Source organism: Bifidobacterium sp. ESL0819, from assembly GCF_052606245.1.
The window spans coordinates 365139-385593 of sequence record NZ_CP199587.1 but is presented as its reverse complement, the minus strand read 5'-3'; the positions used below and the strand labels follow the sequence as shown (position 1 = coordinate 385593).

General features: G+C 62.5%; 23 protein-coding genes. 20 read left to right on the top strand and 3 right to left on the bottom strand.

Going from position 1 to position 20455, the window contains the following annotated elements:
• From ACUIAD_RS01805 to ACUIAD_RS01715, 19 genes are all read left to right on the top strand, one after another.
• The gene (locus ACUIAD_RS01805) at positions 1-1272 is read left to right on the top strand and encodes a VG15 protein (protein ID WP_445343491.1); all 1272 of its coding nucleotides are present in this window, start codon (positions 1-3) and stop codon (positions 1270-1272) included.
• Complete coding sequence (locus ACUIAD_RS01800) at positions 1269-1529, top strand: hypothetical protein (protein ID WP_445343490.1); 261 nt, start codon at positions 1269-1271, stop codon at positions 1527-1529. The genes ACUIAD_RS01805 and ACUIAD_RS01800 overlap by 4 nt, the downstream gene beginning before the upstream one ends.
• A gap of 90 nt (positions 1530-1619) precedes the next feature.
• The gene (locus ACUIAD_RS01795) at positions 1620-2183 is read left to right on the top strand and encodes a hypothetical protein (RefSeq protein WP_445343489.1); all 564 of its coding nucleotides are present in this window, start codon (positions 1620-1622) and stop codon (positions 2181-2183) included.
• Between the two features lie 9 nt (positions 2184-2192).
• Complete coding sequence (locus ACUIAD_RS01790) at positions 2193-3176, top strand: phage major capsid protein (protein WP_445343488.1); 984 nt, start codon at positions 2193-2195, stop codon at positions 3174-3176.
• Positions 3173-3667 carry a hypothetical protein gene (locus tag ACUIAD_RS01785; RefSeq protein ID WP_445343487.1) on the top strand — a complete coding sequence of 165 codons (495 nt, stop codon included), beginning with the start codon at positions 3173-3175 and terminating at the stop codon, positions 3665-3667. The genes ACUIAD_RS01790 and ACUIAD_RS01785 overlap by 4 nt, the downstream gene beginning before the upstream one ends.
• 3 nt (positions 3668-3670) lie before the next feature.
• Positions 3671-4105, top strand: a complete 435-nt coding sequence (locus ACUIAD_RS01780) for a DUF6093 family protein (protein WP_445343486.1) — start codon at positions 3671-3673, stop codon at positions 4103-4105.
• 1 nt (position 4106) lies between these two features.
• Positions 4107-4478, top strand: a complete 372-nt coding sequence (locus ACUIAD_RS01775; protein ID WP_445343485.1) for a hypothetical protein — start codon at positions 4107-4109, stop codon at positions 4476-4478.
• A complete protein-coding gene (gene gp17 / locus ACUIAD_RS01770) occupies positions 4475-4870 on the top strand; it encodes a tail completion protein gp17 (RefSeq protein WP_445343484.1) in 396 nt (131 codons plus the stop codon). The genes ACUIAD_RS01775 and gp17 overlap by 4 nt, the downstream gene beginning before the upstream one ends.
• 80 nt (positions 4871-4950) lie before the next feature.
• Positions 4951-5502 (top strand): phage tail tube protein, encoded by a 552-nt coding sequence (locus ACUIAD_RS01765; RefSeq protein WP_445343483.1) that lies wholly within the window; start codon positions 4951-4953, stop codon positions 5500-5502.
• A gap of 89 nt (positions 5503-5591) precedes the next feature.
• Positions 5592-6062, top strand: a complete 471-nt coding sequence (locus tag ACUIAD_RS01760; RefSeq protein WP_445343482.1) for a hypothetical protein — start codon at positions 5592-5594, stop codon at positions 6060-6062.
• Positions 6063-6106: 44 nt separating this feature from the next.
• Positions 6107-6424, top strand: coding sequence for a hypothetical protein (locus tag ACUIAD_RS01755; RefSeq protein WP_445343481.1), 318 nt, complete (start codon positions 6107-6109; stop codon positions 6422-6424).
• Positions 6425-6439: 15 nt separating this feature from the next.
• The gene (locus ACUIAD_RS01750) at positions 6440-9742 is read left to right on the top strand and encodes a phage tail tape measure protein (RefSeq protein WP_445343480.1); all 3303 of its coding nucleotides are present in this window, start codon (positions 6440-6442) and stop codon (positions 9740-9742) included.
• The gene (locus tag ACUIAD_RS01745) at positions 9739-10614 is read left to right on the top strand and encodes a hypothetical protein (RefSeq protein ID WP_445343479.1); all 876 of its coding nucleotides are present in this window, start codon (positions 9739-9741) and stop codon (positions 10612-10614) included. The genes ACUIAD_RS01750 and ACUIAD_RS01745 overlap by 4 nt, the downstream gene beginning before the upstream one ends.
• A gap of 11 nt (positions 10615-10625) precedes the next feature.
• Positions 10626-11504 carry a hypothetical protein gene (locus ACUIAD_RS01740; RefSeq protein WP_445343478.1) on the top strand — a complete coding sequence of 293 codons (879 nt, stop codon included), beginning with the start codon at positions 10626-10628 and terminating at the stop codon, positions 11502-11504.
• Positions 11501-12712: a hypothetical protein gene (locus tag ACUIAD_RS01735; protein WP_445343476.1), complete on the top strand. Its 1212-nt coding sequence runs from the start codon at positions 11501-11503 to the stop codon at positions 12710-12712. The genes ACUIAD_RS01740 and ACUIAD_RS01735 overlap by 4 nt, the downstream gene beginning before the upstream one ends.
• Positions 12713-12722: 10 nt before the next feature.
• Positions 12723-14474 (top strand): hypothetical protein, encoded by a 1752-nt coding sequence (locus ACUIAD_RS01730; protein ID WP_445343475.1) that lies wholly within the window; start codon positions 12723-12725, stop codon positions 14472-14474.
• 11 nt (positions 14475-14485) lie between these two features.
• A complete protein-coding gene (locus ACUIAD_RS01725) occupies positions 14486-14800 on the top strand; it encodes a hypothetical protein (RefSeq protein ID WP_445343474.1) in 315 nt (104 codons plus the stop codon).
• A 66-nt stretch (positions 14801-14866) separates the two neighbouring features.
• Complete coding sequence (locus ACUIAD_RS01720; protein ID WP_445343473.1) at positions 14867-16114, top strand: GH25 family lysozyme; 1248 nt, start codon at positions 14867-14869, stop codon at positions 16112-16114.
• A 13-nt stretch (positions 16115-16127) separates the two neighbouring features.
• Positions 16128-16367, top strand: a complete 240-nt coding sequence (locus ACUIAD_RS01715; protein WP_445343472.1) for a phage holin — start codon at positions 16128-16130, stop codon at positions 16365-16367.
• 62 nt (positions 16368-16429) lie between these two features.
• Here the strand turns inward: ACUIAD_RS01715 and ACUIAD_RS01710 are convergent, their stop codons facing one another.
• The gene (locus ACUIAD_RS01710; RefSeq protein WP_445343771.1) at positions 16430-17650 is read right to left on the bottom strand and encodes an AbiH family protein; all 1221 of its coding nucleotides are present in this window, start codon (positions 17648-17650) and stop codon (positions 16430-16432) included.
• Positions 17651-17871: 221 nt separating this feature from the next.
• Positions 17872-18417 carry a hypothetical protein gene (locus ACUIAD_RS01705; RefSeq protein ID WP_445343471.1) on the bottom strand — a complete coding sequence of 182 codons (546 nt, stop codon included), beginning with the start codon at positions 18415-18417 and terminating at the stop codon, positions 17872-17874.
• Positions 18418-18554: 137 nt separating this feature from the next.
• On the opposite strand from ACUIAD_RS01705, the gene ACUIAD_RS01700 reads away from it, so the two are divergent.
• Positions 18555-18860 (top strand): hypothetical protein, encoded by a 306-nt coding sequence (locus ACUIAD_RS01700; RefSeq protein ID WP_445343470.1) that lies wholly within the window; start codon positions 18555-18557, stop codon positions 18858-18860.
• A 9-nt stretch (positions 18861-18869) separates the two neighbouring features.
• On the opposite strand, the gene ACUIAD_RS01695 is transcribed toward ACUIAD_RS01700, so the two are convergent.
• Complete coding sequence (locus tag ACUIAD_RS01695) at positions 18870-20174, bottom strand: tyrosine-type recombinase/integrase (RefSeq protein WP_445343469.1); 1305 nt, start codon at positions 20172-20174, stop codon at positions 18870-18872.
• Positions 20175-20455: the final 281 nt, after the last annotated feature.

The following is a 20455-nucleotide window of genomic DNA, read 5'->3' as shown; positions in this document are numbered from 1 at the left end:
ATGGCGCTCACCAGCGAGGGGGCCGTGCTCACGGACCAGCACCGGCGCAGCCAGGTCAGGCTCGCCATCACCGCCGACAGCCAGGCCAGGAGGCTCTGGGACTCCAGCCTGAACCTGGCCGACCTGGACGCCAGCCAGCCCGTCTGGAAGCAGACCATGCTCAACCTTCTGGAGACCTGGTACCACATCAGCCAGCAGGAGGCGCTCCTCTACCTGCCGCAATTCCGGCAGGCCGAGCTTGAAGGCGGGAGCGGCATCCGCGTGGACGTGCCCCGATTCGACAGGGACGCGGTCGGAGACCAGCTAGAGTGGATGGGCTCCACGAACGTCAAATGGCACATGAGCATGGGCCAGACCCAGCAGGACGCGTACGAGGCCGCCAGACGGATCTTCCTCGGCGCGTTCCATGAGGCCGTCCTCGCCGGCGGGCGGGGCACGGTCCAGGAGTGGGCGCGGAAGGACCCCAGGGCCATCGGCTACCGGAGGGTCGCTGACGGCAACCCCTGCACCTTCTGCGCCATGCTCGTCGGCAGAGGCCCCGTATACACCAGCGAACGCAAGGCCCTCTCCCAGCGGGGAGGCGGAGCCTACCATCCGCACTGCGGGTGCACCGTCGAAGTCGTCTACGGCGACTGGAAGCCGGACAGGCAGGAACGCAGGTTCGTGGACGACTACTACCGGGCCGCTGAAAGCCTGCCCAAGGGCGAGCCCAGGACCTACGACAGGATCCTGCCCATCATGCGCCGGCAGGGCGCATACCGGGACAGCCCCAGCAGCACCGGCACCAGCCAAGCGATGCAACGCCGGGCCGAGAACGGGTGGATGCGCAAGATCAGAAGCCTGGACGGCGGCTCACGGCCCATGCCCCGCAGCTGGCCGGGCAACACTGCACCGCTGAGCAGACAGTCCCAGGACCACATCCTGCACGGCGACCCCGTCCACAAGAAAGGCGGACACCAGTACGGGAGCGGCATCAACGGCAAAACCGAATTCCCCAAGGAATGGGACGGGCAGCGCATCATCGCCGGGATCGGCAGGGTGATGGCCGACCCCGACTGGGCAAAGAAAGGCGAAACCAGCCGGTCCCTATGGCGGTTCGGCAAAACCGTCGACGGAGTCCAGATCGAAGTCAGGGCCTACCGGCGCGGCGGACGGTTCTTCATCGACCACGCCTACCCGGCCGGAGGCAAGGGGGTCACCAGAGTGACCGAGAACGGTAGAATGGCGGCAGGACCCAGCCGAGGGAAATTCTGGAGGGAGGCGCAAAAATGACCGACATCAGCTTCGAGGAGATGATGGGCCTGGCCCGGCAGTGCCTGGATGCGATCCGCGGCATCGACGAGTTCGGCGAGGGCGACACTGAGGACGCCATAACGGCAGGCGAACCGCTGGCGGCCATCGAAAGCGCGCTCGACGCTGCAGGAAGCCATCCTGAACTGAAGACACGCTTCCCCGACCAGGTCAGACGGATGTCCGAAAACCCCGAGTTCATCGAGCTGGAGCCATTCAGAGAGTACCTGTCCACATGACCGTCAACTAGACCAACCACACCTATCAGCCATCGGGAAGTTCCCGGTGGCTTTTTTCATGCCCGCAGGACGGGCGGAAAAGGAGCAGCCATGGCCGACGAAGCCGACCCCGTCAAGAGCAGCGCCCAACAGGACGCAGAACAGGACCAGACGCAACAGACCCAGCAGGAGGATCAGCAGGGCGGGCACGATGAGGCCAAGCAGCAACCCCCTTGGGAGCGGAACGGCGAGGACTTCAACCCGGAGAAGGCCTGGCACCTGATCGAGAACCTCCGCCACGAGAAGGAGGACCTCGCCCAGAAGAACCGCGCCTACGAGGACGAGAAGCTCACCGCCAGGCAGAAGGCCGACCGCGACCTGAAAGAGGCGCAAGACAGGCTCGCCCAAGTGCAGGCCAAGGCCGCATGGGCCGAAGCCCGCGCCAAGCACCCCTGCCTGAGCGAGGAAGACTATGACCTGATCGGGGCAGGAACCCCCGAGCAGATCGCCGACAAGGCCGCGAAGCTCGCGGCACGCATCGAAGCGCAGGCCGCCTCTGATGCGGGAAGGAAACCAACCAACCCGGTGCTGCGCGCCAACCCGACAGGAGGCAACGATCCGACAGCCTCCAAGTCCAAGGACTGGGTGCGCGACGCACTGGAAAGCAACCGCTAGGAGACAACCATGAGCGAACCAAACGTAATCACCCGCGACGACCTGTCCGGCTCCCTGATCCCCGACCAGGTGAGCAAGGAGATCATCCAGGCCATGCCGCAGAGCTCCGTCATCATGACGCGGGCAAGGAGAGTGCCCATGAGCGCCAAGAAGGACAAACAGCCCGTCCTGGCATCCCTGCCCGACGCTTACTGGGTAAGTGAGGGTGGCCTCAAGCAGACTGCCAAGACCGGGTGGGAGGACGTGACCATGACCGCCGAGGAGATGGCCGTCATCGTGCCCATCCCCGACAGCGTCGTGGACGACAGCCAGATCAACCTATGGGACACCATCAAGCCGCTCATCGCTGAAGCCATGGGCAAGAAGGTCGACCAGGCCGCCATCTTCGGCATCGACAAGCCTTCCTCTTGGGGCACCGACATCCTCGCCGGAGCCACAGCCGCAGACAACAATGTCCCTGAAGGAACCGGCAAGGACCTCGCCGACGATGTCACCAAGCTGGGCCGCAAGCTCAGCGAGGCCGGGTTCGCACTCAACGGCTTCGCCACCATGCCCGGCTTCGGCTGGCGGCTGGCCGGCCTGCGCAACGCGAACGGCACCCCCATCTACGTGCCCTCCCTTGCACAAGGCAAGCCGTCCACCCTGTACGGGTACCCGCTCAACGAGGTCATGAACGGCGCATGGACCACTGACAAGGCCGTCCTGCTGGGAGCCGACTGGACCAAATTCGTGTACGGCGTCCGCCAGGACATCCGCTACCAGGTCTTCGACCAGGGCGTCATCTCCGACGAGAACGGCAAGGTCGTGTACAACCTGATGCAGCAGGACTCCCAGGCACTGCGCGTGGTCATGCGCGTCGGCTTCGCCGTCGCCAACCCGCTGACCCGAGTCAAGGAGAAGGGCAAGCAGTACCCCGCCGGCTTCGTCACCCCAGCAGCCCCGGCAGCGCCCGGCACGAAGAAGGCCTCTAGCGGCGACCAGGACGCGAAGTGAGCACCCGCCCGGCCTTCGCCGAGCCTGAAGACCTGGCCGAATGGCTGGGCGAGGACATACCCGCCGACAAGGAGGATGCCGACCGCAAACGCGCCCAACGGTGCCTGCGGGCGGCATCCAACCTGATCCGCAGCCAGACCGGCCGCGACTGGACCGGCGAGGAAGGCAAACTGCCCGACGATCTGCCCGAGGAGCTGCAAGACGTGTGCCTGGCCTGCGCCGGACGCATGTACACCAATCCGAATGCTGAGACCCAATGGAACCTGCAGGCGGACGACGGCATGGACGGGGGCAGCCGGAAAGTGGAGGAGTCGGGCCTGTACCTGACCGCCACCGAGAAAGCCACCCTGTCCAGGCTCACCGCCAGACAGTCCCCGGTCATCGCCGGCATCGGCGTCATCGGCACCACCCGAAGCGAAGCCGCCAGCAGCGACATGCGCCGCGAATGGTTTGATGGTGACCCGTTTCTCATGGCCAGAATCACGGGGTGAAGCATGACCAGAAGACGGTTTAGGCAGCCCGACATGGCCAAGCTGCGCGCCTACGCCGAAAGCCGCATGACCGACACCATCCGCATCAGCCGGCCCGGAAAGCCAGCCGTCGACCCCGTCACGGGCGCTGAAACGCCCACCGGCGAGGTCATGTACGAGGGGCCTGGCAAGGTGCAGACCTCCGGGGGCATGGCCTCACAGGTGAGCACCGCGTCCGGCGACTCCTCCAACATTGGCGGCCTCGTGCCCGAATGGAGCCTCTACCTGCACCTGCCCATCAGCGCCACGGGCCTGCGCGAGAAGGACGTGGCCCTAGTGGTCGACTCCAAGGACCCGGACCTGAAGGGCAGGTGCATGCGCCTGGTCAACATGCAGAGCGAGAAGACGCTGGCGACCGCCAGACGGTGGAACGTGCAGGAGATACCCGAGGAGGACTGACATGCCGACCATCGATGTGAGCCAGGTCAAGGACCTGGCCAAGGCGCTCGCCGCCGTGCCCCTGCGCAACCAGTCGCTGGTCGCTGCTGCGGTCAAGCACGGGGCGCAGAACATCAAGCAGAGCGTGAGCGAGGACCTGCAATCCTCCAGCAACCACGCCTTCCGCCGCATCCGCATCCATTACGACATGCAGGAGCGGGGTCCGGTCGTTGAGGCGGATATCGGACCCGAGCAGGGCGGCGCATCCAGCCTGGCCAACTTGGCTTTCTTCGGCACCAGCCGTGGAGGCGGCCATCATAAGTTTTATGAGCACGGCGAGGCCGAGCTGGAGCCGACCGCCCGGTATGTCAGAGAGGCGGCGTCCAAGCTATGAGCCGGACCGTGGAGGTGAGGAAAGCCGTCATGGCCCTGGTGCCCCCCATGCCCGGCTGGACGGTGTATGAGGATGTGGCCACCGGGCAGAGCCCGCCCTGGGTGGTGGTGCGCGTCTCCGAGACCGGTCGCAGCGGGGCGGAGGACCTGCATGCCGTCTCCCATGACGGGGTGCTCGACATCCGCGTCGTCGGCCGCCAGGGCGACGGGATCAGCATCGCCATGGACCGGCTCAAAGCCGCCCTGGACGGTGCCAAGCCCGCCGACCGGAGGATCAGCAGGCTGATCCCCGACCAGGACTCCGGCCTGTACGCGGCCGAACTGACCGACCCGAAAACATCCGCCCCCTTCCTGATGCGCGTGCTCACCTGGCGCTTCGCCTGGAGCTCCTGACCAAACCAAACCTGAACCAATGGACCCCGCCATCGTGCGGGGTCTTTGCATATCCGGAACCAATCAATTGGAGGAAACCAATGGCTGATACGACCAACCCCACCGCTCCCGCCGTCGCGACGGGACTGCCCACGGCGACCATCGAGGATGGCAACATTCTGACAATCTTCGTGCCCGGCTTCGACGGCATCAAGGACATGTCCAAGCCGACCGTGGCCGAACTGAACAAAGAAGGGAATCTGAACCTGTCCCAATACCTGGACAGTACCGGGTGGAAACTGAACCACACGCAGGAGATGATCAAGGACGACCGCGAGGCCTCCGCTCAGTCCGGTGAAATACCCGGCGCGGAGAAGTTCGACGGCGGCTCCCTCCAGATCGTCAACAACGTGAACACGGACGAGCCGAACGAGGCCTTCGAGACGCTGCGCAAGGGGGTGCAGGGCTACTTCGTCCGCCGCCGCAACAAGACCCAGCTCGCTTTCGAGGAGGGACAGACCGTCTCAGTCTTCAAGGTCACGATCGGCATCACCGTACCCGTAGCCCACGCGGAAAATAACCTGACGAAGAGCCAGACCAGTTTTTCAGTGGCCCCCGGCTCCTATGACGAGACCGCCACCGTCGCGGCCTGATTCATTGCTTCCCCGCATGACCCTGTGCTCCGGCCATGCGGGGACCTTCCCCCCCGTTTCAGGAGCACACATACTTTTAAGGAGCACGCATGCCTATCGCCGTCAAGCCCATCACCAGGGACGTGGAGATCGTCACCGACCTGCAGCTGATGAGCGACATCATCGACCTGAGCAACCGGGTCACCGCCCAGGACAAGCCAAGCCAAAAGGACAAGGAGAGGCTGGCCGGCATGGTCAGGGACCTGGACAAAAGCACTCTGGTGCTCACCCTCCGGGGCCTGCCCTCCAGCCCCTGGAACGCGATCGTCATCGACCATACGCAGGTCAAGGGCGACAGGGCCGTCAAGGACTTGCAGGGCATGGTCGCCGACGCGGTGCCCCGCATGCTGGTCAAAGCCCGCTACAAGGACGGCGAGGACATCGACCTGGAAGGGGAGAACCTGGCCGGGCTGATGGGCTCGCTGACCGACATCCAGGTGGCCGACCTGATCCAGACCATCCAGACTTTGAACACGCCCATCGACGCGCTCCCAAAAGCGGTGCGCGACCTGATCGGCTAGCGGACTGGCTCGCGCATCATCCCGACGTTCTGGCCCAGCTGCGCGTGGCCCGCAGCCTGGGCATCTCCTACAAGCGCTGGCTCGGCTGGCAGCCCACCCCCGACGATCCCATCGAATGGGACGAATACGAACGCGACTGGATGATGGCCCTGGACACCTACGAACGGGCCCACAAGTGCCCTGTCTGCGGCATGGACATCAGCTTCTGCCACGACAGGCACGCCGTGAGAGCAGCATTCAGCGGCGCTGCCGTCGAAACCTGCTTCGTCAGCGAGATGCGCGAAAAAGCCATGGCCAGCTTCCAGGAATCCGGCATCGTGGAAGCCCCCAACTCGCAGACCACCAGACTCAACCCCAGATAACCGTGGAGGTGCATTTTGGCGCTCAACCAGAACATCGTCATCAGGCTCATGGCCGACTCGACGGACTACACCGCCAAGATGCAGGCCGCCTCAGCCTCCGCCACGGAGCTGTCCACAGCCCTGGAACGCCCCATGAGCAAAGGCGAGCGGTTCTCCGCCATGGGCCAGAAGGTGGCCCTGGGCGTGGGTGCCCTGAGTGCCGCCGTGGGCGTTGCAGCCGTCAAGGCCTTCATGGATTTCGACGCTTCGATGAGCGCGGTCGAAGCCAACACCGGCGCTTCCGCCGATACTATGGGGCGGCTCAGGGATGCGGCTTTGGAGGCCGGGGCGCGCACCGTGTACAGCGCCACCGAGTCCGCCGATGCCATCAACGAGCTGGCCAAAGCCGGAGTATCCACGACGGACATCCTCCAGGGCGGACTGGACGGGGCCCTCGACCTGGCGGCCTCCGGGCAGATGGGTGTCGCCGACGCCGCCGAACTTACCGCATCCGCATTGAACGAGTTCGGCTTGCAGGGAAACCAGGCCAGCCATGTGGCCGACCTGCTGGCAGCAGGCGCGAACACGGCCCAGGGCGGGGTCTCCGACATGGGCGAGGCTCTGAAAATGGTGGGCACGACCGCCAGCCAGCTGGGCATGAGCATCGAGGACACTACCGGAGCCATCACCATGATGGCCTCCCAGGGCATCGTCGGCTCCGATGCTGGCACGCAGCTCAGGTCCGCGTTGATCGGCCTGACCAGTGCCTCTGGCCCCGCTAAGGCGGAGATGCAGCAGCTGGGCATCAGCATGTATGACAGCCAGGGGAATTTTGTCGGCCTGGCGAATTTTGCAGGCCAGCTCAAGGAGAAGCTGTCGGCCCTCACCCCGGAGCAGCGGGCCAACGCCATGGGCGTCCTGTTTTCCAACGCGGCCATGAGCGTGGGCAACACGTTGTACGAGCAGGGCGCGGAAGGCGTCAACAAATACACCAAGCAGGTCAACCAGCAGGGCTTCGCCGCCAAGCAGGCCGCAGCCTTGACCGACAATCTGAAAGGCGACATCGAGCAGTTCAGCGGCGCGGTGGAGACTTCCCTTATCAAGATCGGGTCCGGTGCCAACGGGCCCATCCGCAGCGTCCTGCAGTCGGTCACCAGGCTGGTGACAGCCTTCGGCGACCTGCCTGCCCCGGTGCAGCAGACGGTCGTCATGCTCGGCCTGGCAGCCGGAGCCGGCGTAGGCCTGCATAAGGTCTTCGGACAGACGGCGCAGAGCACCAGCGCGCTGAGCCGCAGCTTCGGCCTGGTCGTCGACCCGGTGCAGCGCGTGCAGGCCGCGATGGGGCATTTCGGTGCAGCGGTGGAGCAGGTCAAGCTGTCAGCTGCTACCTACGAGGAGCAGATGCGCCGCGTGGGCACTGCCACCAGCGGGTCATCCTTGCGCATGGGCGCGCTCAAAAGCGCCGGCGCTGGCATCGTCGACCTGCTGGGCGGTCCGTGGGGGATCGCTCTAGGCTTGGCAGGAGCAGCGCTAACGGCTTTTTCCGACCATGCGGCACAGGCCAAGGCCGCGCAAGACGAGCTGACCCAGGCCATGGCCGAAGGCGGAGACGCCAGCGAAAAGCTCGTCGACATGATCACCAGTAACAACAACGTCGACTGGGGCTGGGTGCAATACGTCGACACAGGCTTCCACACTCTCGACGACATGCTCCAGGCCTGCGGCATCAGCGCAGGCACCTTCGCCCGCGCCGTACAGGGCGACAAGGACGCCATCCACGAGGTCAACAAGGCTTTAGAGGCCAACAAGCAGTCCGGCAGCCAGTACTACGGGGTCATCACCGAGGGCCAGACCAAGCTCTCCCAGCTGACCAGGGAGTACAAGAACTCCACGGAAGAGACGAAACGCAACAAGGAGGGCAAGGACGAGCTGGCTTCGAGTGAAAAGAAAGCAGCCGACGCGGCCGGCCAGCACGCTCAGGCGCAGGGCCAGTCAGCCGAGCAGACCCAGAAAGCCGCCGACGCTTCCTCCATCCTGTCAAACCAGCTGAATGCATCCAGCAAAGGGCTGGACGAGGAGTCCTCTGCGCTGGGCGAGGCCGTGGACGCGCTGAAACAGTATTACGGCTTCAAACTGAGCGCCTTTGATGCGGATACCAAGTGGGGCAAAGCGTTGACGACGGCTGATGAGGCGGTGAAGAAGAACGGTGCGACGCTGGATCAGAACACCGCAAAAGGGCAGGCCAACAGGGATGCTCTGAGAGGCCTTGTGGAAGCTGCTCAGCAATCCGCCGAGGCTCATGCCCGTGACGGCGAAGGCATTGACAAGGTTACCCAGGTCATGGAGCAGGGTCGGCAGAAGGTCATTGATTATGCGAAAGCCATGGGCATGAGCGACGGCGATGCCGCCGCTTTCGCCGACTCGGTTGGCCTGTCCTCGGGACGGGTCAAGGACCTGATGGACCAGATAGAGAAAGCCAACGCCAAGCCCCTCAAGGTCAAGGACGAGGCCAGCTCCGTGCTGGAGCAGGTGAAAGCCAAGGCCAAAGCACTTGACGACGGCAAGACCATCCAGATCAAGGGGGACGACAAGGCCTTCCTTGAGAAGGTGGCCGATGTCAACGGCGTGAAGATCAACCACAAGACCGGCACGCTGGACCTCGACAAGAAGCAGTTCGACATCGCCCTGGCGCTCGCCAACGGCGCGGAGATCCTGCCTAAGACGGGCGAGCTGAAAGCCAACGGGGATCCCTTCTGGCAGACGCTGGCTGCGGTGCAGGGCTGGACCATCGACCCCAAGACTGGCATAATCAACGCCAACGATAGCAGCTTCAGGGCTGCCAGGGCGTATGTGGACAGCATGCCTGCCGTGCAGACGAAGACCATCAACTTCGAGCGCAACTTCATTGACAAGTACATCAACACCGGCAACTATCACAGCCCGCTGCCAGGAATGCCGGGAGGGCCTCCCATGGCTACCGGAGGCCTCGTAGTGGGGCCAGGCACGGGGACAAGCGACGATGTGGCGGCACGTCTGTCCAACGGCGAGTACGTCATCAAGGAGTCGCAGGTCCGCGCCCTCGGGGTGCGGTTCTTCGACGCAATCAACTCGGGTGCCTACAAGAGGTACGCGGAAGGCGGCTACGTGCAGAAGTACGAGGCCACGCCGATCACCCCGAATCTGCCTCTGCCAGCCAGTCAGGAGCCGCGGATCGTGTATGAGCAGCCGGTCACCTTCGAGCAGCATGTGGTGCAGGATCCTTACGCGCAGTCGGCTTTGGACGCGGCCAAGGTGCGGCATCTCACCGCTGGCTTGCTGCGGAAAGGGGGCATGCTGTGAGCACGGTGGTCTTCTACCCGCAGAGCGGGGACCGGGAGCTGTGCCGCCTGTACGGGGATGACGGGGACAGGGAGATGATCCTGCGGGAGATCGACGGCTGGCATGGCACTCCTGAGTCGCGGACTGAGGCCACGCCCCGCAAGTGGGGCGACGGCGACCATGACGTGGGCGAGGCGGACATCGCTTACGGGGCGCGCACCGTATCCATCTCCTACCGGCTGCTGGCCGGCGACCGGGGCAGGCTGGAGCAGCTGCGCGGCCTGCTGGGCGCTTTGACGCACCGGCTGGTCCGCCTGCGGGTCGTGGACCCTCCCGAGGACACCTACCAGGTGGGCGAGGTGCTCCAGGTGCTCCCCGACAAGGCACCACAAAACATCGCCATGCAGACCGATACGGGCCTGATCACCGTCCTGTGCCGTCGTCCCGAGCGCCTGTCCTGGCGGTCGATGGACGTGCAGCTTTTCCCTACAGCGTCCTTGTCCGGCGGCCTGTCATACGGGAATAAGGGCCTCGGTCTGGCATATCCGCTCTCGTATGGGGCTGATGCTGGGAGCCCGCAGAGCGTGGCCCTGCTGCGCAATGTGGGGAGCGCTACGGCGTATCCGGTGATCACGGTGACTGGTCCGATGCCTGACGGGGTGCTACTGGCGGGCTCGGATGGCAGATCGGTGCAGTGGTCGGGGAGCGTGGGCCGCGTGCCACTGGTTTTGGACTGTCGGACGCAGACGGCGTCCATGGGGGGCGTGGATGTGAGCAGGCGGCTCACCCGACGCGGCTTCCCTGCGATCCCGCCGATGGGGTCTTTGTCGGTGCAGCTGCTGTCGCCTGGATCGGGCTGGGTGACGGTCGGCGTCCGTGACACGTACTTATAGAGGAGGTTTTGATGTCTACAGCTTTGGGTGTGGCCCCGGACAGTGAGGGGCAGGGTTGTGATGCGCTGACTCACCGGCGGGTGATCGCCGCCCAGTGGGAGAGCCCTGGCGTGGTGTCGGGCCTGGTGGTGTCGGGCCGTCAGGATCTGCGCTACGGGGTGAGCCCGGGGGTGGCTGTGTGCTCCATGGGGGATGCGGACGGCATGAGCATCGCCTGGTGGGATGGTGCAGGGTCTCCGGTCACGGAGAACACGGTTGATGCGGGGGACTCTGCCTACCCGCGTATTGATGCGATCTATATCGTCTCCTGCACGGGCCAGCCTGACAACAAGGTGCATGTGAAGGTGCAGCAGGGCACGCCGTCCGCGTCCCCGGTGGAGCCGGAGGTGGAGGCCGGGGGCCTGGTGGTCGGCTACCGGATGATGCCTGCCGGTGCGATGAGCACCGCGTCGGCCATGGAGCATGGGGATGTGGATTATGCGATCCCGTATGGGGCTCGGATGGGCCGCATCGGCTACGGGAGTAATACAGGAACGAACCTTCAGGACTGGTCCACCAGATGGTGGCCGCAGGCTCCGACAGTGACGCGGATGATGCCCACCGACCGGATGGTCACCGTGCGCTTCACGTTCCGAGCGAGCGTGGACGGGGAGCAGGTGGGCAGCTTCTATGCGATGCCCGTGGTCGACGATCAGGATATGGGCGACGGCCTGGACGAGTGCCTGGTGTCGCATGTGTGGGCGCGTCAGCATGTGGAGTGGAGCCTGGTCCTCAAGGGCGGCAGGCCGCATACGGTGGATGTACTGGCCAGGCCGAACCTGGGACGGCCAAGGTTCACGTGGCGTGGGCTGCGCACGGTGGAGGTCATCGACGAGGGCGTGGCCCAGTGAGCTGGCGGACCTGGCTGACTGACGCGCGCGACGGGCAGGTCATCGCCCCCGTGGACGTGCCCAGCTTCCAATGGCAGGTGGGCATCCGGGATGCGTCTTTCACGACCACGGCGCGGGAGCCCGGCGACCGGAGCGCCTCCAATTTGACGCTGCCCTGGTCGGCCCTGCCGGCCTCCTCGCCTGACCAGCGGAGCCTACTGCTGGATTCGACCAGGCGGGCCCTGTGTCTGACCTGGTCGGGCTCGATGGCGGGCGACGACTTCGGCGACCCGGCCATCTGGGGCGTGATAGGGGAGCGGCAGGACACGCAGCAGGACACATCCTTCCCCATCTCCTCGCCCTTGGAGCTGCTCTCCCAGCGGCTTGTAGTCCGGGAAGGCGCTTACCAGGACGGCAAGAGCACGGATGTGATCGGCGTGGACGGCCTGTCCTACCGGGGCATTATGTGCGAGGCCGGCCTGTACGCCACCAGCCGCAAGCAAGGCGGCACCCTGCCCGTCGACTGGCCCTACCAAGGCGAAAAAGGCACACGCCAGAAGACCTCATGGAAAGCCTGGAACATCCAGAACAACGGGTGCAAGAAGCTCTTGTGCGATATCGCCGACCTGCAGGACGGGCCGGACTTCGCTTTCATCCCGTACCTGACTGGGGACGGGTCGCATGTGCGCATCCGTTTCGAGGCCGGCAGCGACGGGGACCGTAGGCTGTTTGCGTCTACGCCTCCGGTCGTCTTGGCTTATCATCCGGGTGCATCGCTGCTGGATGACCTGCAGGTGGCGCATGCCGCCCCGGTCCAGCGGGTGTATGCGACGGGTGCTGGGAGCGATGAGAGCGTGCTCACGGCTCTGGCCCAGGACCTGTCGGGTATCACCAGCGGCCCGGACCCGCAGATCCTGCGTGAGTCCACCTACTCGGACACGGACACCGACAATCTGGCCGTGCTCGAATCCCACGCGCAGGCGCAGCTGCAGGCAGGTCGGCGCAAGCTCATCCAGATCACCGCGCAGGTGCATTTCGGCGACCAGACCGCCGACAATGTGGCCCTGTCACCGGCCTCTTTGCGGCCTGGCATGCCGGTCACGCTGAGCATTCAAGGCTATCCGAGTCTGCCGGACGGAGAGTATCGGACTGCGGTCATGCTCCTGAGCGGAGACCAGACCGACACGGCCAAAGTGACCTTCGATATTTTGGAAGATCCGTACCAGTAAGGAGCGCATCGTGCAGCATCCGCTGATCGCGCCGCAATCCCCGGGGGAGCAGCTGGCCGCCCTGGCTGCGGGAGCCCTGGACATGGCCAGCCGGCAGCAGACAGGCAACATCGGCAGCGTCACCATCCCCACGGCGAACGGCACCAAGCTGATAGCCGGCGAGATGGCAGGCGAGCAGGGCATCGCCCCCTGGGTGGGGGATACGACCCCTCCGGGAATGCCCACCGGCGTGAGTGTGGACTCGGCTGCAGGCATGATCCTGGTCACCTGGGACGGCACTCTTCGGGATGGTGTGCCTGCCGACTTCGACCACGTCCAGATCCTGGTGGACGGCACGGAGGCTGGCCAGCTGCGGGTCCAGGGCACCGTCCCGCTGGGCCCGTATGAGGCTGGCAGCGTCCATCAGGTGACAGCCCGAGCCTGGGATGATGCGCATGCGGAGGACGGCAGCCCGGCACCCAACGGGTCCGGTCCGACTGCGCCTATCAGCGTGACGGTCAAGAGCGTAGCTGGTGCCGACGAGATCCAGGCTGCGCAGGATAAGGCGCAGAAGGCCATCAACGAGGTCGCCGGGGTCAAGCAGACCGCAGCCAGCGCCAGCCAGGTGGCCGCCGACGCGGGCAAGGCTGCGGCAGACGCCGGCCGCAAGGCCAGCCAGGCCAAGACCATAGCCGACGGGAAGAACCGGATCATCGCCGCGGCATCCGAACCTGCGCACGACGGGCTGGCCCTGGGTGACCTGTGGATGCAGCTGGACCAGGCCAATAATGTGACCGGCATCCAGGTGTGGAACGGCCAGGCTTTCACCGACTATGTGCTCATGGCGCAGCAGGTGCTGGTGGCTGGCAGCGTGGGCACCATCAGCCTGGCGGACGGTGCCGTCGTGGCTGACAAGGTGACCGCGTCCGAGGCGCTGCTGGAGAAGCTGCTCGTGCGCAAGATCAAGGCCGACGAGATCGATGTGGGGATGCTGACGGCCGCCATCGTCAGGTCGGGCCTGTTTTCCACTCCCGACGGCCTGGTGGGTTTCGATTCGTCGGGTTTCTGGGCCAAGGGCAGGGACGGCAAGTATCTTTTCCGCGCCTCCGGGGACGGGGTGCAGGCCGTGGGAGGTTTTCAGACCGCCTCCAGCGGCGACCGCATCCAGCTGAGCCAGACCCTGATCCAAGGGACCACCCTGGGCGGCCTGCAGGGCATCGGGGATGACCCGACGCACCCGTACTGGCTGATCTGGGGAGACCATGACGGGCTGTCCAGCAAGCTTTTTATGGGCACCACTACGCAACAGCCGGAAATTGCAGTAGACCACGACAATAATGGAGAGACTAGCGTTGCTTTAACTGCTAAGCATATTGCTATTAATTCAATTACGGATAACGGAAGCATACGTGTCAATTCCGAGTTTTACACGCCGCATATTAACGTGCCTCTAGACCAGTGGATCGACTTCTACCCGGGTTTCAGCAATTACGTGAACCGCACGCGTCTGGATATCGCGGGCGGCATGTGCTATATGACCGTGGCCGTGCAAGGCAGCCTGCCCGACAACCAGTACACGCAGGTCGCACATATCCGCAAGGTCTATCCTCATGCCGGGATGAACGTGGTGTGCACCATGCAGTACGCCTACGCGGCTGGCGCTTTCATCGGCTCTGATACGGATCCGGACCCGCAGGTGATCAATTTCATGAACCACTCAGGGGACCCGCGCTCATGGGCTGTTGCCCAGTTCATCTTCCCCTACGCCGGTCAGCTTGACTAGGAGGCCTGTGGATGCCTGACGTGATGATGACCCTGCTGGAATCCATCGTGCCCATGCTCCTGACGGGCGTGGGCGGTCTGTGCGGCTGGCTGCTGAAAAGCCACCGTAAGGAGGAGGCGCGTGATCAGGCCATGGAGACGGGCCTGCGCACCCTCCTGAGAGCCGAGCTGCTGGAGATCCACGCCAAGTACGTGCCCCTGGGGCATATCCCGGTGGCGGTCATGGACGAGGCCGACCGCGTCTACCGCGCCTACCACAGCCTAGGCGGCAACGGGACGGGGACCAAGATCTACGAGGAGATCAAGGCCCTGCCCACCGTCGACTGACCTCTATCACCTGTCCTGCCGCCCATCCGGGCGGCTTTTTTCATGCCAAAAATTAGGAGGATATGCATGCGATGGTCTCATGCGCGGCACGCCCGCGCCAAGCCCGGATACGGGCGGATCATGGTGGGGGCGCTCGCCGTCCTGGCGATGCTCAGCCCCGGGATCGCAAACGCCGACGCGGGCTTCGATAACGCTTCCTATCAGGGCTGCTACAACGCGCAGGCGGCCCGAGACTCGGGAGCCTCGTTCTCGATCACGAAGATCACGGAGGGGACCGGCTACGTCAATCCCGCCGCGGACTGCCAGCTTGCCGCAAACCGTGCTGCGGGCTTGAGGATAGGCGCTTACGGTTATGCGCGCCCCGAGTACGGCAACAGTCCGGAGGCAGAGGCCGACCACTTCAACGCCCAATCCAACGCCAGAGGCCTGGTCCATGCGGGCGTGATCCCCTTCCTCGACTGGGAGCCACCAGCCTCCCACAGGGGTGACACCCAGTGGGCCAAGAGGTGGCTTGACCGGGTGGCCTCATACTGGGGTACCAAGCCGATCATCTACATGTCGGCGTCCACGATCAGCGCGGGCGACTGGCGGGCCGTGGCAGGAGCCGACTACGGGCTCTGGGTGGCCGGCTACCCGAGAGGCTACACGGGTGAGCGTTTGAGAGACCCTGGGGCACCGCCTTACTCGGTGGCACCCTGGCCTTTCGCTGCCGCCTGGCAGTACTCCTCCACGGGGCATGTGCCCGGTGTGGGGAATGCCGTGGACGTCAATTGGTTCTACGGCGATGCTTTGACCTGGGCCAAGTATGCCAACGCCCCGGTCGGCACGCAGCCCAATCCCGTCACACCGGCTCCTACGCCCTCCCAGGGTGCGCCTGTCGGTGACGTGGGCAGTCTCGCCACGGCAGTGATCCGGGGCGAGTACGGCAACGATCCGCAGAGGCGAGCCTTGCTGGGCAACAGGTACAGCGAGGTCATGGCCGTAGTCAACGAGCGGCTGCGAGGCAACACGGGCGGAGGTACAGGGTCCGGCATCTATGTGGTGCGTCCCGGCGACTGCCTGAGCGCCGTCTTCGGCGGCTCCTGGCCCACTGTCGCCAGACTTAACGGTATCAGCTCGCCCTACATCATCCATCCCGGTCAGCGTCTCGCCACTGGCAATGGTGGTGGAGGCGGAGGACGGACCGTGACTGTGCGCCGCGGTGACACGCTCTCCGGGATCGCCGCCAGACTCGGCATCCCCCAAAGCCAGCTCCACGGCTACCGGTCCGGCAACCCAGGCCTGATCTACGCCGGAGAAGTACTCCACTACTAAGGAGGTGATACATATGACCGATACGAACTCCGAGGACGAGGGCAGGCCCTACTGGCTGCCCGACTGGCTCTACCAGATCCTCAAATGGGTAGGACTTGCGTTCTTGCCTTTGCTGGGTGCCTTCGTCCACAGCGTCGGCCCCATCTGGGGTCTGCCCCACACGGACGCCATCGTGACTACGATTTACGCGCTGGGAGTGCTCATCGCAGGCTGCATTGCAGGTAGCGAGGCCAAAGCATCGCTCAGCAAGTAGCGGCCTGTCCATAACACAATCGCCCTCGCTTCGGGAAACCGGAGCGGGGGCGTTTTTTGTGTTTAATCGTTTGCTATATAGACTTCACGTGAATTTAAGGGTACCTGCTTGATAATCAGTCTGCCTTCCAAAAGCAGCTTGTGCAGCAGGTTTTTGCCGTGGTCTTTGTTGTCGAGAGTCTGCCCGTACGTAGTGATTAGGTGGTTGACTTTCTCGAACATCTCCTCCTTTGCGTTTCCCCCATCCGGTCGTTTCCTGTTGTAGTAGAAAATCAAACGGGTGTTGCTTTCGTACAGGCTGACCTCATCAAAGATAGCTTGGAAGTATGAGTAATCGGCTTCCGCCAACGAATGCCCGAAGAACTTGATTGTGCTTGTCGCGTTGTCCGGGTCGCTGGACAGATAGGGGCGGACCAATGATCGGTGGGGGACATTGTTGAGCGCCATGATACGGTAGGTTTTCGTGAATTTGACGATGTTCGCATAGGATTCCTGTTCTGGGTTCACGTTCGTCCCGTCTATGCCGAAGATGATGTCGTTTTCCCTGGCCAAACCATGGACGTTTAAGCAGGTCGGGCTGTTTTCCCACATTAGTTTGACCGGGTCCGTGTAATTGAAGTCCAGTATGTTAGTGGATTTACTACTCGCTGAATACCGGCCCTTGGTGTAATTTATGTCGAGGACCTGTTCCGGCATTTCATCGTTGGCCAGGCAACCTATCAGAGTATCTACATAAGATGCATAACGATTGTTGAACGTGATTTGATCGAGTATATAGGCCGCGAACGAACCCTCGAAGTAACGCAACTGGTCTGACAGGATATCGAGAAGAGTACTATACTGCCCGTCCCATCTGTAGAAATCCGTTGCATAAGCCAGGACACACTGGTCTGCTTTTATTGGGCCCTGCAGATCAGGCCAATGATCTTTGTCGGGTTTCCCGAAGGTGTCGCAAATTTGTCGTAGGTGCGGCTTGCTTGAGGCTGATGGTGAGCTATAGTTCACCCAGTCCTTAATGCACTCTTCGACATCATACCAGGCGCGTTTCTGTTTATCTTCGAGAAGTATGAAATCCCATACGGTAAGGTCTTTTTCCCAAAGCAGATAGGATAGATTATTCCCGTGTAATTCATGGCCGTCTGGCCCACGGACCGTGATCAACGGGAGATCTTCGGAAGACGACAGTATATCCTCCATTTTTTTCACCCTGGCGATCCGGGGCTGCATGAAGTCTTCAAACCTTGTCTTCAGCCCGCATTGGAGGTCGAACCCGTTCCCCAACACCAGCACTTGTCTATCTGGTAACAAAATTGTCTCCCCTTTCTCCCGAAATGCGGCATTTAGTGCACTGTGGAAAAATTTACGACTGAATGTTATACCGAATCCGACTTATCCACATTTTCCGACCAGCCCATCCTGTGCCGTCGTTGCCGTGTAGGCTGGAATTGCCATGCCGTCGTTCTCTCTCGATTCAATACGGACGGCATGGCGCTTAAACCAAAGAGTTAGCTTTTGTGCATGCTTCTTGACTGGATGGTTCGCGATATTCCGGCGGACTGCAGCCGTTGGGTGCTTAGGGAGTAGGCGTCAGCAGGGAGAATCCGCTGGAAATTCCGGTATGGGATGAACCACTTACCCGGTGCTTTATATCGCAGAAAGAATGTTCGGGTCTTGTTGAGTGGGCTTTCCGGACTCGTGTCAGGATACTCGGGTTGGAAATCCCTGTAGATGTCATGCTGTTCATCCGGCAGAAGTATGCTGATCCTGTCGCCGTAATATTCCGTCTCCCCGGACAGGAACGGCGGGCTTATGCGTATGGTGATGTTCTTGGCCGGGCGTTTGCCGATGTTCTTCACGGAGTAGACGACTGCTTTCGTGTCGACTGTTTCTGGTCCAGAGGTGCTAATGCTCTCGTGTATGGTATCGAGCGAAGTATAGACGAACAGGAGCGGTCTGCGAGAGTCATTGTATTTGTGGATCGCATAAAACAGAGTAGAAAACGTGATTATCAGGGTTGCGATCTGTACCCATGTGGTCATATCGAAGCTCATATCTTCAGTATCTCATGCTGTTTTACCTTCGCACTCAGATGGCGGATATTATTCGAGGTATTGGCTGAGGGTGATGGCTGCTTTGCCTTCCATGGCGTGGTGGTGCATGTAGCAATAACTGAGCATCTGCTTTCCGCATGATTCTGCCAATACCGGCCTATCATCCAGGTATGGCCTATATCCCTGATGACATCTCCCAGATCCCCGACAACCATCCCGGCTACACACCCGCCTCCGATGACGAGCGGAAGCAGCTGACCATCCTCCTGCACAAGAGACTCGACCAGATCATCGACCAGGAGCAGCAGGCCAGAATCAGCCGACAGGACCGCGAGCGCCTGGAAACCATCCACCAGCAGATCAGAGCAGACCTCGCAGATATCCGATACGGGGCCACAGAGAAGACAGTCAGAGAGATAGAGCGCAGATACAGTCATATATAGAGGAGTGGGCTACTTGCTGGCCCAGCCGATCTGCTCCAGACCCAGGCTCTCATCCAGCGTCTCCATGGCTTTGAGTCGTTCGCTGTCGTCGGCGTGACGGTAGTGCTCCACCATGGCATCTGAGGAGTGACCGACGATCTCGCGAATGAGTTGAAAGTCGACTCCTTGGGCTGCCAGCAGGGTGACGACGCTGTGCCTGGTCTCATGGCCTGTGTGTTCGGCGGGGTTGATGCCGGCCAGCCTCATGAGATGATCAAAGTCTTCAGTATCTTCCTTGCCTTTGATGGGGCTGCCGTCCTCGTGACGGAAGATCAGGTCGTTGACCACTTGCTTGCCTGCGGCTTTACGGTAGCGGGCGAGGAGTGCCTTGAGTGGAGGGATGATGGGGATGACGCGGCCTGACTGGCTTTTTGGCCTTGTGAGTGCGCACAGTCCTACGAGAGGGCGCAGGTCATAGTTGGCGGGGATGCGCCATGTGGCTTCCGGACATAGGCCGGCTTTCTTTTTGCCGCACGGGTAGACTCCGTCGTGCGGAGTGCCGCACCCGTGCTCCTTGGGCACTTCCTGGAGCTTCCAGTCGACGGTGTAGGTGGATTTCCGAGAATTATAGGAGGCCCATTCGGCCCCCAGTATTTCGCCCTGTCGCATGCCGGTAAGCAGACGGAACCACATGCGCACGCCGATGGCTGGGTCCATCAGGTCAGGGTCGCTGGCTGCTCGCAACATGGCCTTCATCTCAGGCACACTGAAGGCCTTCCGCTCTTTCTCGGCACCGACCCGGTGGGGGACAGGCACGGTAAGCACGGGATTGCTGTCTATCATCCCGTCTGCGAGCGCTGCGCTCATGATCTGGTTGAGGCAGGTGTGGATTTGCTTCTGCAGGCTGAGTCCTGCCGGGCCGCTCGGGTTTCCGTGCTTGTCGTAGGATTGCGCGTTGTTGATGAGGCTGCGGATGATGCTGGGCTTGATCTTGGCGATGGGGTAGCCGGCGTACTCGTGCAGATGCACGTCCAAGATGGTCTTGTACATCGTGTATGTCTTGGGTCTTACTTCCTTCTTCTTGTTTTCAAGCCACGTTTCGGCATAGCCGCCGAAAGTCGAGGAGAGCTCCTTGGGGGTGCCGTGCTGCTGGATGTCCTTGAGCAGGTCGGTGAGCTTCTGCAGGCAGGCGCGATAGCTGGCAGCGGTGACGGTCTTGCGCTTGGGTGCCCCTGACGGGTAGTAGCCTATCGGGACCATGGCCCGGTATCGGGTCTCTCCTGATGCTGTCGTGTACGCGCGAGGACGGTATACGCCTGTCGAGCTCCTGCCCATCGGACCTCCTGATTTTTGCGAATGTATACTATATGTATACTATCCGTTCGGGTACTGATCGGGTACCGATTGGATACTGTTCATGGTGTTAATCGTTGTAATCAAGCCATTTCTGGAGATAAATCGTTGGAATGCCAACAAGGGAATTATAGCATAGCAGCTGACTCTTAATCAGCGTGTCCGGGGTTCGAGCCCCCGTGGGGGCACAGAGTCAAAGCCCTACAGCCGCAAAGGCTGCGGGGCTTTTTCTTTATTTGGGGGATTCGTCTGAAACACGATTT